This window comes from Streptomyces sp. JH34 (assembly GCF_029428875.1).
Lineage (GTDB): Bacteria > Actinomycetota > Actinomycetes > Streptomycetales > Streptomycetaceae > Streptomyces.
Genome location: NZ_JAJSOO010000001.1, coordinates 968881 through 987254, shown reverse-complemented (window position 1 = coordinate 987254; position 18374 = coordinate 968881). Strand labels below are relative to the sequence as shown.

The 18374-nt window shown below is 71.4% G+C and carries 13 protein-coding genes; 11 read left to right on the top strand and 2 right to left on the bottom strand.

Going from position 1 to position 18374, the window contains the following annotated elements; translation table 11 throughout:
• The first annotated feature begins 28 nt into the window (after window positions 1-28).
• The 11 genes from LWJ43_RS04540 to LWJ43_RS04490 all read left to right on the top strand — a co-directional run bounded on the left by LWJ43_RS04540 (window position 29) and on the right by LWJ43_RS04490 (window position 14629).
• Window positions 29-1249, top strand: coding sequence for a Gfo/Idh/MocA family protein (locus tag LWJ43_RS04540; RefSeq protein ID WP_277330978.1), 1221 nt, complete (start codon window positions 29-31; stop codon window positions 1247-1249).
• A gap of 12 nt (window positions 1250-1261) precedes the next feature.
• Complete coding sequence (locus LWJ43_RS04535) at window positions 1262-2269, top strand: sugar phosphate isomerase/epimerase family protein (RefSeq protein WP_277330977.1); 1008 nt, start codon at window positions 1262-1264, stop codon at window positions 2267-2269.
• A gap of 311 nt (window positions 2270-2580) precedes the next feature.
• The gene (locus tag LWJ43_RS04530; protein WP_277330976.1) at window positions 2581-6288 is read left to right on the top strand and encodes a ThuA domain-containing protein; all 3708 of its coding nucleotides are present in this window, start codon (window positions 2581-2583) and stop codon (window positions 6286-6288) included.
• A 97-nt stretch (window positions 6289-6385) separates the two neighbouring features.
• Window positions 6386-7504: an inositol-3-phosphate synthase gene (locus LWJ43_RS04525; RefSeq protein WP_277330975.1), complete on the top strand. Its 1119-nt coding sequence runs from the start codon at window positions 6386-6388 to the stop codon at window positions 7502-7504.
• Complete coding sequence (locus LWJ43_RS04520) at window positions 7501-8574, top strand: SCO3242 family prenyltransferase (protein ID WP_277330974.1); 1074 nt, start codon at window positions 7501-7503, stop codon at window positions 8572-8574. The genes LWJ43_RS04525 and LWJ43_RS04520 overlap by 4 nt, the downstream gene beginning before the upstream one ends.
• Window positions 8571-9434, top strand: coding sequence for a sugar phosphate isomerase/epimerase family protein (locus LWJ43_RS04515; RefSeq protein WP_277330973.1), 864 nt, complete (start codon window positions 8571-8573; stop codon window positions 9432-9434). Before LWJ43_RS04520 ends, LWJ43_RS04515 begins: the two co-directional genes overlap by 4 nt.
• Window positions 9428-10066, top strand: coding sequence for an EboA domain-containing protein (locus LWJ43_RS04510; RefSeq protein WP_277330972.1), 639 nt, complete (start codon window positions 9428-9430; stop codon window positions 10064-10066). The genes LWJ43_RS04515 and LWJ43_RS04510 overlap by 7 nt, the downstream gene beginning before the upstream one ends.
• A complete protein-coding gene (locus LWJ43_RS04505; protein WP_277330971.1) occupies window positions 10063-10911 on the top strand; it encodes a TatD family hydrolase in 849 nt (282 codons plus the stop codon). Before LWJ43_RS04510 ends, LWJ43_RS04505 begins: the two co-directional genes overlap by 4 nt.
• A 3-nt stretch (window positions 10912-10914) precedes the next feature.
• Complete coding sequence (gene eboE, locus LWJ43_RS04500; RefSeq protein ID WP_277330970.1) at window positions 10915-12090, top strand: metabolite traffic protein EboE; 1176 nt, start codon at window positions 10915-10917, stop codon at window positions 12088-12090.
• The gene (locus tag LWJ43_RS04495; protein ID WP_277330969.1) at window positions 12087-13478 is read left to right on the top strand and encodes a nucleotide pyrophosphatase/phosphodiesterase family protein; all 1392 of its coding nucleotides are present in this window, start codon (window positions 12087-12089) and stop codon (window positions 13476-13478) included. Before eboE ends, LWJ43_RS04495 begins: the two co-directional genes overlap by 4 nt.
• Window positions 13479-13519: 41 nt before the next feature.
• Window positions 13520-14629, top strand: coding sequence for a sugar phosphate isomerase/epimerase family protein (locus LWJ43_RS04490; protein ID WP_277330968.1), 1110 nt, complete (start codon window positions 13520-13522; stop codon window positions 14627-14629).
• Window positions 14630-14700: 71 nt separating this feature from the next.
• Here LWJ43_RS04490 and LWJ43_RS04485 read toward each other — a convergent pair whose 3' ends face one another.
• Both LWJ43_RS04485 and LWJ43_RS04480 read right to left on the bottom strand, forming a co-directional pair.
• On the bottom strand, window positions 14701-16092 hold the full coding sequence (locus LWJ43_RS04485; RefSeq protein ID WP_277330967.1) for an OFA family MFS transporter: 1392 nt from the start codon (window positions 16090-16092) through the stop codon (window positions 14701-14703).
• 124 nt (window positions 16093-16216) lie between these two features.
• On the bottom strand, window positions 16217-18373 hold the full coding sequence (locus LWJ43_RS04480; RefSeq protein WP_277330966.1) for an acetate--CoA ligase family protein: 2157 nt from the start codon (window positions 18371-18373) through the stop codon (window positions 16217-16219).
• Window position 18374 lies beyond the last annotated feature (1 nt).

Below are 18374 nucleotides of genomic sequence, written 5' to 3'. Positions count from 1 at the left end.
CCGAACCACCGACGAGGAGGAAGTCCGCATGGCCCGTAGGGAAGAGACCGAGCAGGAGACCGGGGCACCGCCGCCGACGGCGACACTCGGCGTCGGCATGGTCGGATACGCGTTCATGGGCGCCGCCCACTCCCAGGGGTGGCGCACCGCGGGACACGTCTTCGACATGCCGGTGAGACCCGCTCTGGCCGCGATCTGCGGACGTGACCGCACGGCAGTCGAGGCCGCCGCCGCCCGGCACGGGTGGGCGGCGGCGGAGACCGACTGGCGCGCCCTGATCGCCCGGGACGACGTACAGCTGGTCGACATCTGCACCCCTGGCGACAGCCACGCGGAGATCGCCATCGCCGCCCTCGAAGCGGGCAAGCACGTGCTGTGCGAGAAGCCGCTCGCCAACACGGTCGCCGAGGCGGAGGCCATGGCGGAGGCGGCCGAACGGGCGGCGGCCCGCGGACAGGTGGCGATCGTGGGCTTCAACTACCGCAAGGTGCCGGCCCTCACCTACGCCCGCACGATGATCGAGGAGGGGAGGCTCGGGAGGCTGCGGCACGTACGGGCCACCTACCTCCAGGACTGGCTCGTCGACCCCGAGTCGCCGCTGACCTGGCGGCTCGAGCGCGAACGCGCGGGATCCGGCGCGCTGGGGGACCTGGGAGCGCACATCGTCGACCTCGCCCAGTACCTGGCGGGGGAACCGCTGGTCGGAGTGTCGGCGGTGAGCGAGACCTTCGTACGCGAGAGGCCCGTGCTCGCCGGTGCGGCGGCCGGGCTCTCGGGCGCCGCGGACGGTACCGCACGGGGGGCGGTCACCGTCGACGACGCGACGTTGTTCACCGGGCGGATGGCGTCGGGAGCCCTCGCCTCCTTCGAGGCGACCAGGATGGCGGCGGGACGCAAGAACGCCCTGCGGCTGGAGATCAACGGGGAACTGGGTTCGATCGCCTTCGACCTGGAGCGCCTCAACGAACTCTCCTTCCACGACCACACCGAACCCGCCACCCGCGCGGGCTTCCGCCGGATCCTCGTCACGGAACCCCAGCACCCCTACCTGGAGGCGTGGTGGCCGCCGGGACACGGTCTTGGCTACGAGCACACCTTCGTCCACCAGGCCCGTGACGTGGTGCGCACGATCGTCGAGGGCCGTGCCCCGGTGCCCTCGTTCGCCGACGGACTCCAGGTACAGCGGGTGCTCGCCGCGGTCGAGGAGAGCGCCGCCAAGAACTCCGTACACACCCCGGTCCCCTTCTAGGAGGTTCCGCGCATGCCCCGTCCCTTCACTCTCTTCACCGGCCAGTGGGCCGACCTGCCGCTGGAGGAGGTCTGCCGGCTCGCCCGGGACTTCGGCTACGACGGGCTCGAACTCGCCTGCTGGGGAGATCACTTCGAGGTCGACAAGGCCCTGTCGGACCCCGGCTACATCGACGGCCGGCGACAGCTCCTCGACAAGTACGGACTCAAGTGCTGGGCGGTCTCCAACCACCTGGTCGGCCAGGCCGTCTGCGACAGCCCGATCGACGAGCGCCACCAGGGCATCGTGCCCGCCCGGATCTGGGGGGACGGGGAGCCCGAGGGCGTACGCAGGCGGGCGGCCGAGGAGATCAAGAACACCGCCCGCGCGGCCGCCGCCTTCGGGGTCGACACGGTCATCGGCTTCACCGGGTCCTCGATCTGGCACCTGGTCGCCATGTTCCCGCCGGTCCCGCCGCACATGATCGAGCGCGGCTACGAGGACTTCGCGGAGCGGTGGAACCCGATCCTGGACGTCTTCGACGCCGAGGGGGTGCGCTTCGCCCACGAGGTGCACCCCAGCGAGATCGCCTACGACTACTGGACCACGCACCGTGCCCTGGAGGCCGTCGGCCACCGGCCCGCGTTCGGGCTGAACTTCGACCCGAGCCACTTCGTGTGGCAGGACCTCGACCCGGTCGGCTTCCTGTACGACTTCCGGGACCGGATCTACCACGTGGACTGCAAGGAGGCCCGCAAGCGTCTCGACGGGCGCAACGGACGCCTCGGCTCCCACCTGCCGTGGGGCGATCCGCGGCGCGGCTGGGACTTCGTCTCGGCGGGACACGGTGACGTGCCCTGGGAGGACGTCTTCCGGATGCTGCGGTCCATCGGGTACGAGGGTCCGGTCTCCGTGGAGTGGGAGGACGCGGGCATGGACCGGCTGACGGGGGCGCCTGAGGCGCTGGCCTCGCTGAAGCGGTTCGACTTCGACCCGCCGAGCGCGTCGTTCGACGCGGCGTTCGGCGGGGGCGGCCAGTAGGGAGCGGGGCCCGGCCCCGCTCCTCCGTCGCCGGTATCGGGGCGACCCGGCCCCCTGGTGTCCCGAGGAGGACGCCAGGGGCCGGTTCGCCGTGCCCTGGACCGCCTTTGTCCTGACACCGGCAAAAGTTCAACTCAGTCCCTGCGCAAGGGCTTTCCGTACCGGACGAACACAGCTACCGTCCCCTACGTGTACACGACATGACTCGCGTCACCGGGTCCCCACACGACACCGGTGACGAGCGCGGCAGTCCCCGCGCGGATCGGCAGACCTCGCCCGCCCGAACAACCGGCACACTCCGGAGGACGCACGTGCACAGAAGCAGCAGACGGCTCCGCGCCCGCAAGACACTGGCCCTCTTCACCGGCGGACTGCTCGCCGCCGCAACCCTCACCCTGGGCTCCTCGCCCGCCGCCACCGCCGACGCCTCGCAGGCCGCGGCCGCCCAGGACGCCGCCGAGGACTTCCAGCAGGTCACCCTCGCCAAGGGAGCGGCCGAGACCGGCGAACCCATGTCGCTGGCGGTGCTGCCCGACCGCAGTGTGCTGCACACCTCCCGCAGCGGCGAGCTGCGGATCACGGACAGCTCCGGCAACACCCGGATCTCCGGCACCATCCCCGTCTACTCGCACGACGAGGAGGGTCTCCAGGGCGTCGGGATCGACCCGGACTTCGCCGAGAACCGGGCGATCTACCTCTACTACGCGCCCCCGCTGGACACCCCGGCCGGTGACGCCCCGGAGAACGGCACCGCCGCCGACTTCGCGAAGTTCGACGGTGTGAACCGGCTCTCCCGCTTCGTGCTCAAGGAGGACGGGACCCTCGACAACGCCAGCGAGAAGAAGGTCCTCGACGTCCCCGCCACGCGCGGCATCTGCTGCCACGTCGGCGGAGACATCGACTTCGACGCGCAGGGCAACCTCTACCTCTCGACGGGCGACGACTCCAACCCCTTCGCCTCCGACGGGTTCACCCCGATCGACGACCGCCCGGACCGCAACCCGGCGTTCGACGCCCGCCGCACCGCCGGCAACACCAACGACCTGCGCGGCAAGGTCCTGCGCATCAAGGTCGCCGACGACGGTTCGTACACCGTGCCGGAGGGCAACCTCTTCGCGCCCGGCACCGACAGGACCCGCCCCGAGATCTACGCGATGGGTCTCCGCAACCCGTTCCGCTTCAGCGTGGACAAGGCCACCGGCATCCTCTACGTGGGTGACTACGGCCCTGACGCCGGCGCGGCCGACCCGAACCGCGGGCCGGCCGGACAGGTGGAGTTCGCCCGCGTCACGAAGGCCGGCAACTTCGGCTGGCCGTACTGCACCGGTGCCAACGACCCCTACCGGGACTACGACTTCGCGACCAAGACCTCCGGTCCCGCCTTCGACTGCGCGGCTCCGAAGAACGAGTCGGCGCACAACACCGGACTCGTCGACCTGCCGCCCGCGCAGGCCGCCTGGATCCCGTACGACGGTGCCTCCGTGCCCGAGTTCGGCACCGGCTCGGAGTCCCCGATGGGCGGACCCGTCTACCACTACGACGCGGACCTCGACTCGCCGGTGAAGTTCCCGGAGGAGTACGACGGCGACTTCTTCGCCGGAGAGTTCGGCCGGCAGTGGATCAAGCGCATCGAGCAGGACGCCGACGGCGCGGTCCAGTCCATCAACGACATCTCGTGGACCGGCACCCAGATCATGGACATGGCCTTCGGGCCCGACGGCGCGCTGTACGTCCTGGACTACGGCCTCTCGTGGTTCGGCGGTGACGAGCACTCGGCCCTCTACCGCATCGAGAACGCCACCGGCGGCCGCTCACCCATCGCCGAGGCCTCCGTGAACAAGACCTCCGGTGTCGCACCGCTCAAGGTCAAGTTCTCCTCCGCCGGCACCACCGACGGCGACGGGGACGCCCTGACGTACGCCTGGGACTTCGGCGACGGCGGCACGTCCACGGCCGCCGACCCCACGTACACGTACAAGAAGAACGGCACCTACGTCGCCACCCTGACCGCCGAGGACCCGACGGGCCGCACCGGTTCGGCCAGCGTGCACGTCACCGTCGGCAACACGGCGCCCACCGTCGTACTGCAGGCACCGGCCGACGGGCAGCCGTTCGAGTTCGGCGACGAGGTCCCCTTCAAGGTGACCGTCACCGACCCGGAGGACGGGACGATCGACTGCTCGAAGGTGGAGGTCAAGTTCACCCTGGGCCACGACAGCCACGGGCACGACATCACCACGGAGCACGGCTGCGAAGGCACCATCAAGACCGCCATGGAGGGCGGCCACGACCCGAACGCCAACATCTACGGCGGGATCTCCGCGTCCTACACCGACGGTGGCGGCGGCGGACAGGCCGCACTGACCGGCCGTGACGGGGCGAAGCTCCAGCCGCGCCACCGCCAGGCGGAGCACTACGACGACTCGTCCGGCATCACCACCCCGAGCAAGACGAGCGCCCACGGCGGCCGGACCGTCGGTGACATCGACAACGGCGACTGGATCTCCTTCGCCCCGTACATCCTCGACGGCTCCACCAAGCTCACCGCCCGGACCTCGTCGGCCGGCGCCGGCGGGTTCCTCGAGGTGCGGGCCGGGTCGCCCACCGGCAAGATCCTCGGCTCCGCGCCCGTCCCGGTGACCGGCAGCTGGGACACGTTCCAGGACATCGACGTGCCGCTGCGCGGTGCGCCGAAGAAGGCCACGGAACTCTTCCTGGTCTTCAAGGGAGGAGCAGGAGCCCTCTACGACGTGGACGACTTCGAGCTCTCGAACAGCCCGGTCGACCGCACCGCGAAGCGCGTCCTCGTCTTCTCCAAGACGGGCGGCTTCCGGCACGACTCGATCCCCGAAGGCGTCGCCGCGCTGAAGGAGCTCGGCAAGGACACCAACATCACGGTCGACTCCACCGAGGAGGCCGCCCAGTTCACCACCAGCAACCTGGCCCGCTACGACGCGGTCGTCTTCCTGTCGACGACCGGGAACGTCCTGAACGCCGACCAGAAGAAGGCGTTCGAGAACTTCGTGTCCACCGGCGGCGGCTACATGGGTGTCCACGCCGCGGCCGACACGGAGTACGACTGGGAGTTCTACGGCGGGCTCGTCGGGGCCTACTTCGACTCCCACCCGCAGATCCAGCCCGCGACCGTCCGCGTGGAGAACCACGACCACCCGGCCACGGCCCACCTGGACGAGGCCTGGGACCGTACCGACGAGTGGTACAACTACCGCACCAACCCCCGGGACAAGGCCCAGGTCCTCGCCACCCTGGACGAGACCACCTACACCGGCGGCACGATGAAGGGCGACCACCCGATCTCCTGGTGCCAGGCGTACCAGGGCGGCCGCTCCTTCTACACGGGTCTCGGCCACACCAAGGAGTCCTACACCGAACCGGCTTTCCGCCAGCACCTGCTGGGCGGTCTGCGCTACGCCGCCGGCCAGGTCAAGTCCGACTGCAAGCCGGACACCGGCTACCGGTCGATCTTCAACGGCAAGACGCTCGAAGGCTGGAAGCAGGCCGGCCCCGGGAAGTTCGCCGTCGTCGACGGTGAGCTGCGCACCGAGGGCGGCATGGGTCTGCTGACCTACCAGGCCAAGGAGCTGAAGTCCTACTCGCTGAAGCTCGACTGGAAGATGGAGGGCGACGACAACTCCGGCGTCTTCGTCGGCTTCCCCGCGTCCGACGACCCCTGGTCCGCGGTGAACAACGGCTACGAGGTCCAGATCGACGCGACGGACGCCGCGGACCGCACGACCGGTGCCGTCTACACCTTCAAGTCCGCGAACATCAAGGCCCGTGACCGTGTCCTGCGGCCGCCCGGGCAGTGGAACAGCTACGAGATCAAGGTCCAGGGCGAGCGGCTCCAGGTCTTCCTCAACGGGGTGAAGATCAACGACTTCACCAACACCGACCCGGTCCGCAGCCTCAGGAACGGCTACATCGGTCTCCAGAACCACGGAGCCGACGACCAGGTGTCGTTCCGCGACATCCAGCTGAAGGAACTGCCCTCCACGTAGGGCGGCCACCTCCTGCGAAGGCGGCGGGCGGGGGAAGTGCGACTCCTCCCCGCCCGCCGCCCCACCACCCCTCTTCATCCGCCCTGGGAGGCAGCCCGTGACCGCACACGCCGTTCGTACCGGAGTCTGGTTCATCGGAGCACGCGGCTCCGTCGCCACCACCGCCACCGCGGGGTGCGCGGCCGTCGCGGCAGGGCTCCACCCGCCGACCGGCATGGTCACCGAGACACCACCCTTCCACGGCGCCGGGCTGCCCCCGCTGACCTCCCTCGTCTTCGGCGGCCACGACACCCTCGACTGCCCGCTGCCCAAGCGGGCCGAGGCCCTCGCGGCCGGGGGAGTGCTCCCGCACGGCCTTCCCTCGGCAGTGGGTTCCGAACTCGCCGCCGCCGACGAGGAGATCCGCCTCGGCGGCCCCCTCCCCGGCGACACCCGAACCGACGAGGAACTCGTCGCGGCCTTCGCCGAGGACATCCAGGACTTCACCCGACGCCACCGACTGGCCCGCACGGTCGTCATCAACGTCGCCTCGACGGAACCCGCCCCGGGCGAGGACGACTCCCGACTGCCCGCCAGCTCCCTCTACGCGGCGGCCGCACTCCGCGCCGGCTGCCCCTACGTCAACTTCACCCCGTCCACCGGCCTGCGCAGCCCGCACCTCCAGGACGCCGTCGACTCCTGCGGACTGCCCCACGCCGGACGCGACGGCAAGACGGGCCAGACACTGCTGCGCTCCGTGCTCGCGCCGATGTTCGTCCAGCGCGCGCTGCCGGTGCGCGCGTGGTCGGGCACGAACCTCCTGGGCGGCGGGGACGGGGCGGCGCTGGCCGACCCCGCCGCGGCGGCCGCCAAGAACGCGGGGAAGGAACGCGTACTCGCCGACACCCTCGGATGCGCGCCGGAGGGCGAGGTCCACATCGACGACGTACCGGCGATGGGGGACTGGAAGACGGCGTGGGACCACATCGCCTTCGACGGGTTCCTCGGCTCCCGCATGATCCTCCAGACGATCTGGCAGGGCTGCGACTCAGCCCTCGCCGCACCGCTGGTCCTGGACCTGGCCCGTCTCCTGGCCCGCGCCCACGAGACGGGGCTGACCGGACCGCTGCCCGGACTGGGCTTCTACTTCAAGGACCCCGACGGCGGCCCGGCCGGACTGCCCGAGCAGTACCAGGAACTGCTGGCCTTCGCCGAACGCCTGCGGGCGGCCCGATGAGGCCCCCCCGGCTGCTCGCGGCCGTGACCGGCACCCCCCGGCTGCTCGACGGCGGGCCGCGCGCCGCAGCCGGCACCGTGAGCCGCCCCCCTGACAGCCTGTCCGGTGCGGGCGGGACTGCGCCCGCACCGGACAGGCCCCGCACCAGGGCGCGCCTGCGCGCCTGGGCTGAACTGCTGCGCGTGTCCGCGCTGTTCACCGTGCCCGGTGACGCGCTCGCCGGGGCCGCTGCCGCCGGGCGGCGGCCCGGCCCGGGCACCGCACTCGCCGTGGGCGCGTCGCTGTGCCTGTACGAGGCGGGCATGGCCCTCAACGACTGGGCGGACCGGGAGGAGGACGCCGCCGACCGCCCGCACCGCCCGATCCCCTCGGGACGCGTCACGCCGGGGGCCGCACTGGCCGCGGCGGGCGCACTGACGGCGGCGGGTCTGGTCCTCGCGGCCCGCGCGGGCCGGCCGGCCCTGGCCGTGGCATCCGGCCTGGCGGCCACGGTCTGGGCCTACGACCTGCGCCTCAAGCACACGAAGCTCGGGCCGGCCGCGATGGCCTCGGCCCGCACCCTGGACCTGCTGCTCGGCGCGACGGCGACGTCCGGCACCTCGCCGGCTGCCTCCAGGCCCTCCGGTGCCCGCGCACCCGCCGCCGCGCTCTCCGCCGCCCTCGCGCTCGGCGCGCACACCTACGCCGTGACCGCCGTCTCCCGGCACGAGGTCCAGGGCGGCTCCACCGCCGCGCCGCTGGCGGCACTGGCCGGAGTCACCGCACTCGGGGCCGCCGTCCTGCGCGACCGCCCCCCAACGGGGGAGCCACCGCGGACGCCGGCCACCGGGCGGCTGCTGCTCCCCGCCTTCGCCGCCGCCTACCTCCGCACCTCCGCCGTCCCCCTCCTCCACGCCGCCCTCAACCCCTCCCCGCCCCTCACCCAGCGTGCTGTCGGCGGCGGCATCCGGGCGATGATCCCGCTGCAGGCCGCGCTCGCGGCGCGGTCCGGGGCACCCCTCGTCGGCCTCGCGGCCATGGGGCTCGTCCCCCTGGCCCGGGCGCTCTCCCGGAAGGTGAGCCCCACATGACCCTCCGCCTCGGTTACGGCACCAACGGACTGACCGACCTCCGGCTCGACGACGCACTCGGCCTCCTCGCCGACCTCGGCTACGACGGGGTCGGGCTGACCCTCGACCACATGCACCTCGACCCGCTGGCACCGGACCTCGCCGCCCGCACCCGCCAGGTGGCCCGCAGACTGTCCGGGCTGGGCCTCGGTGTCACCGTCGAGACCGGCGCACGCTACGTCCTCGACCCCCGCCGCAAACACGGCCCGTCCCTCCTCGACCCCGACCCCGACGCCCGCGCCGCCCGCACCGCGCTGCTCGTCCGGTCCGTCGAGGTCGCCGCCGGCCTCGGTGCCCACGCCCTGCACTGCTTCAGCGGCATCACCCCGCCGGACACCGCGCCGGACACCGCCTGGCAGCGACTGACCGGCGCACTCGCCCCCGTGCTGGACGCCGCCGACCGCGCGGGCATCCCCCTCGCCGTCGAACCCGAGCCCGGCCATCTCCTCTCCGCACTCGCCGACTTCCACCACCTGCGCACCCTCCTCGGCGACCCGGAGCCCCTCGGACTCACCCTCGACATCGGCCACTGCCAGTGCCTGGAACCCGCCTCACCCGCCGACTGCGTGAAGGAAGCCGCCCCCTGGCTGCGCCACGTCCAGATCGAGGACATGCGCCGCGGTGTCCACGAACACCTGCCGTTCGGCGACGGCGAGATCGACTTCCCGCCGGTGCTCGAAGCGCTCGCCGCCACCGGATACGCCGGCCTCACCGTCGTCGAACTGCCCCGGCACTCCCACGCGGGCCCGGAACTCGCCCGCACCTCGCTGGACTTCCTGCGCCGCGCCGCCGGGACGACGAAGGGAGCCGCACCGTGCTGACCAGCCGCGACGAACTCGACGACCTGCTCCGCGGCGCCGCCAGGGCCTGGCTCGACGAAGCGCTCGCCGAGGCCGCCCACGCAGCGGCCCACCCCGACGCCGACAGCGGCGACCCGCCCTGGGAACTGAGGTTCGCCTCGGCGGGAAGACACTGCGGACTCGAACACGCCGACTCCGTACGCGCGCTGCTGCTCCTCGAAGCCCGGCCGGCGCTGTCCGCCGTGACGAGGCTCTACGAGCGGGGCACCGCCGCCGAACGCCGCGCCGTCCTCCTCACCCTGCACCGGCTCGACCTCGGCGCCGCCGCCCTCCCGCTCGTCGAGGACGCCCTGCGCACCAACGACACCCGGCTGGTCGCCGCCGCCGTCGGCCCCTACGGCGCCGCCCACCTCGACGCGCACGGCTGGCGGCACGCCGTCCTCAAGTGCCTCTTCACGGAGGTCCCCGTCGAGGCCCTCGACCGGCTGGCGGAGCGGGCCCGTGGCGACGCCGAACTGGCGCGCATGCTCGGCGACTTCGCGACGGAACGGACAGCGGCGGGACGTGCCGTACCCGCCGGACTGCGGACCGTCCTGGAACTCACGGCCCCGGCGCCCACCCCCGCCCCCACGCCCACGGAGGAAGCCCGATGAGGATCTTCGACCCCCACATCCACATGTCCTCCCGCACCACGGACGACTACCGGGCGATGTACGACTCCGGTGTCCGCGCCCTCGTCGAGCCGTCCTTCTGGCTCGGCCAGCCCCGCACCTCGCCCGCCAGCTTCTTCGACTACTTCGACGCACTCCTCGGCTGGGAGCCCTTCCGCGCCTCCCAGTACGGCATCGCCCACCACTGCACGCTCGCCCTCAACCCGAAGGAGGCGAACGACCCCCGCTGCACCCCCGTCATGGACGCCCTGCCCCGCTACCTCGTCAAGGACTCCGTCGTCGCCGTCGGTGAGATCGGCTACGACTCGATGACCCCCGCCGAGGACACCGCCCTCGCCACCCAGCTGCAGCTCGCCGCCGACCACGGACTCCCCGCGCTCGTGCACACCCCGCACCGCGACAAACTCGCCGGGCTGCACCGCACCATCGACGTCGTCCGCGAATCGGACCTGGCACCCGAGCTGGTCCTCCTCGACCACCTCAACGAGACGACGGTGCAAGACGCCCTCGACAGCGGGTGCTGGGCCGGGTTCTCCATCTACCCGGACACCAAGATGGACGAGGACCGCATGATCACGGTCCTGCGGAACCACGGCACCGACCGGATCCTCGTCAACTCGGCCGCCGACTGGGGGAAGAGCGACCCGTTGAAGACCCGCAAGGTCGCCGACACCATGCTGAAGGCCGGATTCGACGAGGACGACGTCGACAAGGTGCTCTGGCGCAACCCCGTCGCCTTCTACGGGCAGAGCGGCCGGCTCCAGCTCGACATCGCCGCCCCCGGCCCGCTCCACGAGGGCAACTCCATCCTCCGCGGCGGGGAGTGAACCGTGCGCTTCCGCCACCCCGACGGCTCCACCGTCCACCTCGCCTACTGCACGAACGTCCACCCCGCCGAGACCCTCGAAGGGGTCCGCGCGCAACTGCGCGACCACTGCGAGCCCGTGCGCAGACGGCTCGGGCGGGACCGCCTCGGCATCGGCCTCTGGCTCGCCAGGGACGCCGCCCGCGCCCTCATCAACGACCCCGCCGCACTGCGCTCGCTTCGCGGCGAGCTCGAACACCGCGGCCTCGAAGTGGTCACCCTCAACGGCTTCCCCTACGAGGGCTTCGGAGCGCAGGAGGTCAAGTACCGCGTCTACACGCCGGACTGGACCGACCCCGAGCGGCTCGCCCACACCACCGATCTGGCCCGGCTGCTCGCCGCCCTGCTCCCCGACGACGTCACCGACGGCAGCGTCTCCACCCTGCCGATCGCCTGGCGCACCCCGTACGCCGAGGACCCCTCGGCGGCCGGAACGGCGCGGAAGGCACTCACCACGCTCGCCCAGCGCCTCGACGCCCTCGCCGAGCTGACCGGCAAGTCCATCAGGATCGGCCTCGAACCCGAACCGGGCTGCACCGTGGAGACCACCGCCGACGCCATCGGCCCCCTCACCGCGGTGGGCCACGACCGCATCGGCATCTGCGTCGACACCTGCCACCTCGCCACCTCCTTCGAGGACCCGGACACCGCCCTGGACGCCCTGCGGGCGGCAGGGATCACCGTCGCCAAGGCACAGCTCTCCGCGGCCCTGCACGCCGAGCACCCGCACCTGCCCGAGGTACGCGCCGCGCTGGGCGCCTTCGCCGAACCACGCTTCCTGCACCAGACACGCACCCTCACCACGGCCGGCCTCCGGGGGACCGACGACCTCGCCGAGGCGGTGTCCGGCGGCGTGCTCCCCGACGCGGCGCCCTGGCGCTCGCACTTCCACGTCCCCCTGCACGCGCCACCCGCACCCCCGCTCACCTCCACACTCCCCGTACTCCAGACCGTGCTGGACCGGCTCGTCGGCGGACCCGCGCCGCTGACCCGCCACCTGGAGGTCGAGACGTACACCTGGCAGGCGCTCCCCGCACAGCTGCGGCCGCGCACCCGCACCCAGCTCGCCGACGGGATCGCCGCCGAACTCACCCTCGCCCGCGACCTCCTCGCCGACCTCGGACTGAAGGAGCTCCCGTGACAGCACCCGGCACCGGCACCTCTCCCACCCCGCTCCTCGTTCTCGACGTCGTCGGCCTCACCCCCCAACTGCTGCGGCACATGCCGAACCTCCGGGCGATGGCCGGATCGAAGGCGCCCCTGGCCACCGTGCTGCCCGCCGTCACCTGCGCCGCGCAGTCCACCTTCCTCACCGGCACCACCCCCGCCGAACACGGCATCGTCGCCAACGGCTGGTACTTCCGCGAGCTGGGCGACGTCCTCCTGTGGCGCCAGCACAACGGGCTCGTCGAGGGGGACAAGCTCTGGGACGCCGCCCGGCGCGCCCACCCCGGCTACACCGTCGCCAACATCTGCTGGTGGTACGCGATGGGCGCCGACACCGACTGGACCGTCACCCCGCGCCCCGTCTACTACGCCGACGGCCGCAAGGAACCCGACTGCTACACCAGGCCACCGGAGCTGCACGACGAACTGACGGAGGAGCTCGGCACCTTCCCCCTCTTCCACTTCTGGGGTCCCGGCGCCGACCTCGTCTCCTCGCAGTGGATCATCGACGCCACCCGGCACGTCCTCGCCACCCGCTCCCCCGACCTGGCCCTCTGCTACCTCCCGCACCTCGACTACGACCTCCAGCGCTACGGTCCCGACGACGCCCGCTCCCACCGGGCCGCCGCCGACCTCGACCGGGCCGTGGCGCCCCTGCTCGACGACGCCAGGGCCGCCGGCCGCACCGTCGTCGCGCTCTCCGAGTACGGCATCACCCGCGTCGACCGGCCCGTCGACATCAACCGCGCCCTGCGCCGCGCCGGCCTGCTGGAGGTCCACACCCAGGACGGCATGGAGTACCTCGACCCGATGGCCTCCCGCGCCTTCGCGGTCGCCGACCACCAGCTCGCCCACGTCTACGTGCGCCGGCCCGAGGACCTGGAAGCCACCCGCGAAGCCCTCGCGGACCTCCCCGGCATCGCCGAGCTCCTCGACGACGACGGCAAGAAGGCCCACCACCTCGACCATCCCCGCTCCGGCGAGCTCGTCGCCGTCGCGGAGAAGGACGCCTGGTTCACGTACTACTACTGGCTCGACGACGACCGCGCACCCGACTTCGCGCAGCTCGTCGAGATCCACCGCAAACCGGGTTACGACCCCGTGGAGCTCTTCATGGACCCCCAGGACCCCTACGTCCGGGTCAGGGCCGCCGCGGCGGTGGCCCGCAAGAAGCTCGGGATGCGCTACCGCATGGCGGTCGTGCCCCTGGACCCCTCACCTGTTCGCGGCAGCCACGGCCGCCTCCCCACGAGCGACGACGAAGGTCCGCTCATCCTCTGCTCCACCCCCCACGCGTTCACCGGCCGAGTCCAGGCCACCGAAGTGAAGTCCTTGCTGCTCCAGCTTGCCGGACTGCACTGACAATCCGTCCCGTCCGCACGTTCACAGGGAGATTCGTGATCATGAGCCGCACCCCGAAGGACCCCGAGCTCGCGAGCAGGCTCAGCCGCCGCAACGTCCTGGGCGTCGCCGCAGGAGCCACCGCCGCGACCCTCCTCAGCGGCGCAGCCGCGCGGGCCACGAGCCCGGACAGCGGCCACGGCAAGGACCACGGCCACGCGAACGGCCACGGCAAGGGCCGCGCGGTCCTGCCGCCCGGACGCCTCGGCATCCAGCTCTACAGCCTCCGCGACAAGGTCTCCACCCTCGGCTTCGCCCCCGTCTTCGCCGAGCTGGAGAAGTACGGCTACGACGAGATCGAGTTCGCCGGGTACACCCAGGGCTCGGCCGGCGCCATCACCCTGGCCCAGCTCAAGAGGCTGGCCAAGGACCACGGGCTGAACCCCATCGGCAGCCACGTCGGCTACTACGACGACAACAACCCGGGCGCCTACACCTTCGCGCAGAACCTCACCAAGGTCCTCGACGAGGCGCAGGCCCTCGGCCTCAAGCACATCGGCACGGCCTCCGGCCCCTTCCGCTACGGCTCCACGGTCGACGGCTGGAAGCGGGCCGCCGAGGACTTCAACACCTACGGCGCCGAGGCCCGCAAGCGCGGCATGAAGTTCTACCAGCACAACCACGCGGAGGAGTTCTCCTTCGCGACCGACAAGCCGAAGGTGCGCCTCTACGACGTCCTGCTCGCGGAGACCGACCCCGACCTGGTCTACCTGGAGATGGACATCTACTGGGCGTTCTGCGCCCAGTTCCGCTTCGGCAAGCGGGTGGACGGCACCCCGGCGCCCTTCAACCCCATCGACTACGTGCTCAAGCAGCCCGACCGCTACCCCCTCTTCCACGTCAAGGACGGCACCCGGAACGACGCCGCCCGCGACGGCTACGACATGACGGACGTCGGTGACGGCGACATCGACTACAAGAACTTCCTGAGCCGGGTCACCGCGCGCACGCATCCCCAAGGTCTCGGCTCCGCTCGACCAGGGGAGACCCCATTCGGCCGCACCTACCACCACTGGCAGACCGAGCACGACAACCCGGCCGAGTCGTTCGCCTTCGCCCGCAAGTCCAGCGAGCACCTGCACTCGCTCCGCGAGAGCCGCTGCGGGGACTGACGCCCGGGGGCACACACGCGTGGGGCCCGGTTCCAGGAACCGGGCCCCACGCGTGTGCCACGGGCGTGCGATCAGTCCGTCTCCCGGATGACCGGTGCCGCCCCGGCCTTCACCAGTGGGTTGCCCTTGCGGTCGCGGCCGGGTGCCGCGAGGAACAGTGCCAGGAACCCGGCGAAGAACGAGATGCTGCCCGCCAGGATGAAGGCGCCGTTGAGCCCCCAGGCGTCGACGACCAGGAAGCCCATCCCCGCCCCGAGCCCGGAGACGAGCTTCGAGCTGTAGACCATGCCGTAGTTGGTGGCGTTGTTGTTCTCACCGAAGTAGTCCGCCGTCATCGCGGCGAACATCGGGAAGATGGCGCCACCACCGAAGCCGGACACCGCGGAGAAGAACAGGAACAGCGGCAGGCTCTTCATCTCGGCCGCCCAGATGATGCCGAACTGGGCGAGCCCCAGGATGACGCAGACGTGGAGCAGGCACTTCTTGCGGCCGTAGAGGTCGGAGAGCCAGCCGATGACACCGCGTCCGGTGCCGTTGACGATCGCCTTGAGTGACATGGCCGTGGCCACGATGCCCGCCGCGAAGCCCGCGTCCTGGCCGATGTCGACCTGGAACGCGATCCCGAAGATGTTCACGCCGGACGTACAGGCGAGGCAGCACCACATCAGTGCCACACGGCCGGTCCGCCACGCCTCGCCCGGGGAGTACTGCTTCATGGCCGGCGGGTTCTTCTCCAGTGCCCGGCGGGCCCGCGGGTCCTCCGGCGGGTTGAGCGGGTCGATCTCGGCGGGCCACCAGTTCTTCGGCGGGTCCCGGAAGAAGAACCCGGCGCAGGCCACCAGCGCGGCGAGGAAGAGGCCCGCCGAGACCAGGACCCACCTGAAGTTGGTGATGTCCATGAATCCGGTGAAGATGAAGACGAACGGCACCGAACCGTAGGCGAACCCACCGTTGACGAAGCCCGTCTTGCCGCCCTTGCGCTCCGGATACCACTTGCCGACCATGTTGACGCAGGTGGCGTACACCATGCCGGCGCCCATGCCGGAGAACACGCTGAAGCCGATGTACGCGAAGATCACGTGCGGCGCGTAGGCCAGTGACAGGTAGCCGAGGAGGGTGCCCGTCGCGCCGAGCATCATCGCCCAGCGGGCCGGCAGTCTGCCGGTCTCCCGCAGTCTGCCCGCGGGCATCGCGACCGCGGCCTGGAAGAACACCCAGACGGTCATCATCCAGTAGATGTGACCGCTGTTCCAGTTGTGCGCGTGGTGCAGTGTGTCCTCCGCCGACGCGAAGGCGTACTCGGCCGAGCTGATGCCCATCATGCCGACCCACGGCAGGATGACCATCCACCTGCGCTTGCGGCCCATGATGTCGATGTCGCTCTCGCCGAGCCGGTAGGTCCGGCCGTTGGCGTCCGTCACCTCCCTGAAGGGGACGGACGTGGAGAGGTCTGTTGTCGTCATTGTCGATCGAACCCCTTGCGTGGAAGAAGTCTGGCCAGCGCCCCCTGCCCGTTCTCACTTCGCGCGGGGGTCCGCGGCCGAGCGGTACGCCGCAGACCCCGTGGTTCGAGCCGTCGTCATCAGGTCATCGGCCACCACCCAGCAGTCCGGCGGCCCTGGCCCACCTGTACTTCGCGCCGAGCACCGCGACCGGCCGCTCCGTGGTGTACGGGTACGCGACGACGCCCCGCTCGAACAGGTAGGCGCAGGCCTCCTCGACCTCCGTGTCTCCCGCCAGCGACGCCACCACGGGCTTCTCGATCCCGCGCGCCCGGAACTCCTCCACCACCCGGGCCGTCAGCTCCGCGAACACCATCGGCGGGGTGACGATCGTGTGCCAGTAGCCGAGGACCAGGGCGTGGATGCGCGGGTCCTCCATCCCCAGCCGGATCGTCGCCTCGTACGTCGACGGCGGCTCACCGCCCGTGATGTCGATGGGGTTCCCGGCCGCCCCGAACGGCGGGATGAAGGCCTTGAACGCCGTGTCGAGGTCCGGCGGGATCTCCATCAGGGACAGCCCGTTGTCGACGATCGCGTCGGACAGCAGCACCCCCGAGCCGCCCGCCCCCGTGATGATCACGACGTTGTCGCCCTGCGGGGCCGGCAGCACGGGCAGCGCACGCGCGTACTCCAGCATGTCGTTCAGACCCGGCGCCCGGATCACGCCGGCCTGCCGCAGGATGTCGTCGTAGACGGCGTCGTCCCCGGCCAGCGCGCCCGTGTGGGAGCCCGCCGCCCTGGCACCCGCGCTCGTGCGGCCCGCCTTGAGGACGACCACCGGCTTCTTCGGCACCGTGGCCCGTGCGGCCTCCACGAACGCCCGCCCGTCCTTGAGGTCCTCCAGGTGCATCGCGATGCACTCGGTGTTCGGATCCTCGCCGAACCAGGTCAGCAGGTCGTCCTCGTCGATGTCGGACTTGTTGCCGAGCCCGACGATCGCCGAGACCCCCGTCCTCGTCGACCGTGCGAAGCCCAGGATCGCCATGCCGATGCCGCCGGACTGCGAGGTCAGCGCCACGGAGCCCTTGACGTCGTACGGCGTGCAGAACGTCGCGCAGAGGTCCTGCCACGTCGAGTAGTAGCCGTAGATGTTCGGCCCCAGCAGCCGCACGCCGTGCTGCTCCGCGATCGCCACGATCTCGTCCTGCAGGGCCTGTTCGCCGGTCTCGGCGAAGCCCGACGGGATGAGCACGGCGTTCGGGATCCCCTTGCGGCCCACCTCCCGGAGTGCCGAGGCGACGAACTTGGCGGGGATCGCGAAGACCGCCACATCCACCTCACCGGGAACGTCGGTGACACTCTTGTACGCCTTGCGGCCGAGAATGTCATCGGCTCTGGGGTTCACCGGATGGATCTCGCCCGCGAAACCCCCGTCGATCAGGTTCCGCATCACCGAATTGCCGATCTTCCCCTGCTCGTTGGAGGCCCCGATGACGGCCACCGAACGGGGTTCCATCAGCCGGCGCATCGACACGAGGATCTCCTCACGGCTGTACCGGCGCCGTGGCTTCACCTCCTCGGTCGTCAGCAGGATCCGGATGTCGGCGGCGACCGCACCGTCCGGCGACGCGATGACGGGGTTGAGGTCGACCTCCGCGATCTCCGGGAAGTCCGTGACCAGTCGGGAGACCCGCCGGATCTGCTCCGCCAGCGCCCACCTGTCCACGGCCGGGGCGCCGCGCACTCCCTTCAGGATCTCCGCCGCGCCGATCGAGTCGAGCATCGACCGCGCCTCGTCCGCCGTCACGGGCGCGAGCCGGAAGGTGATGTCCTTCAGCACCTCGACCAGGACACCGCCGAGGCCGAACGCCACCACCTTCCCGAACGTCGGGTCCGTGACCGCCCCCACGATGACCTCCTGGCCGGGGGGCACCAGTTGCTGCACCTGCACACCCTCGATCCGGGCGTCGGCCGCGTAGGCCCGCGCGTTCCGCACGACGGTGCAGAACGCCGCGCGTACCTCCTGCGCACCCGACACCCCGACCACGACGCCGCCCGCATCCGTCTTGTGCAGGATGTCCGGCGAGACGATCTTGAGGACGACGGGCCCGCCGAGCCGGTCGGCCAGCGCCACCGCCTCGTCGACGTCCTGTGCCAGACCCTCGCCCGGCACCGTGATCCCGTAGGCGTCGGCGACGATCTTCCCCTCCGGGGCGGTGAGCGCGCTGCGCCCCTCGCCCCGGACGCGGTCGAGCAGCGCCCTGACGTTTTCCTGCTCCTGTGTCCCGACTGTTCCGGTCATG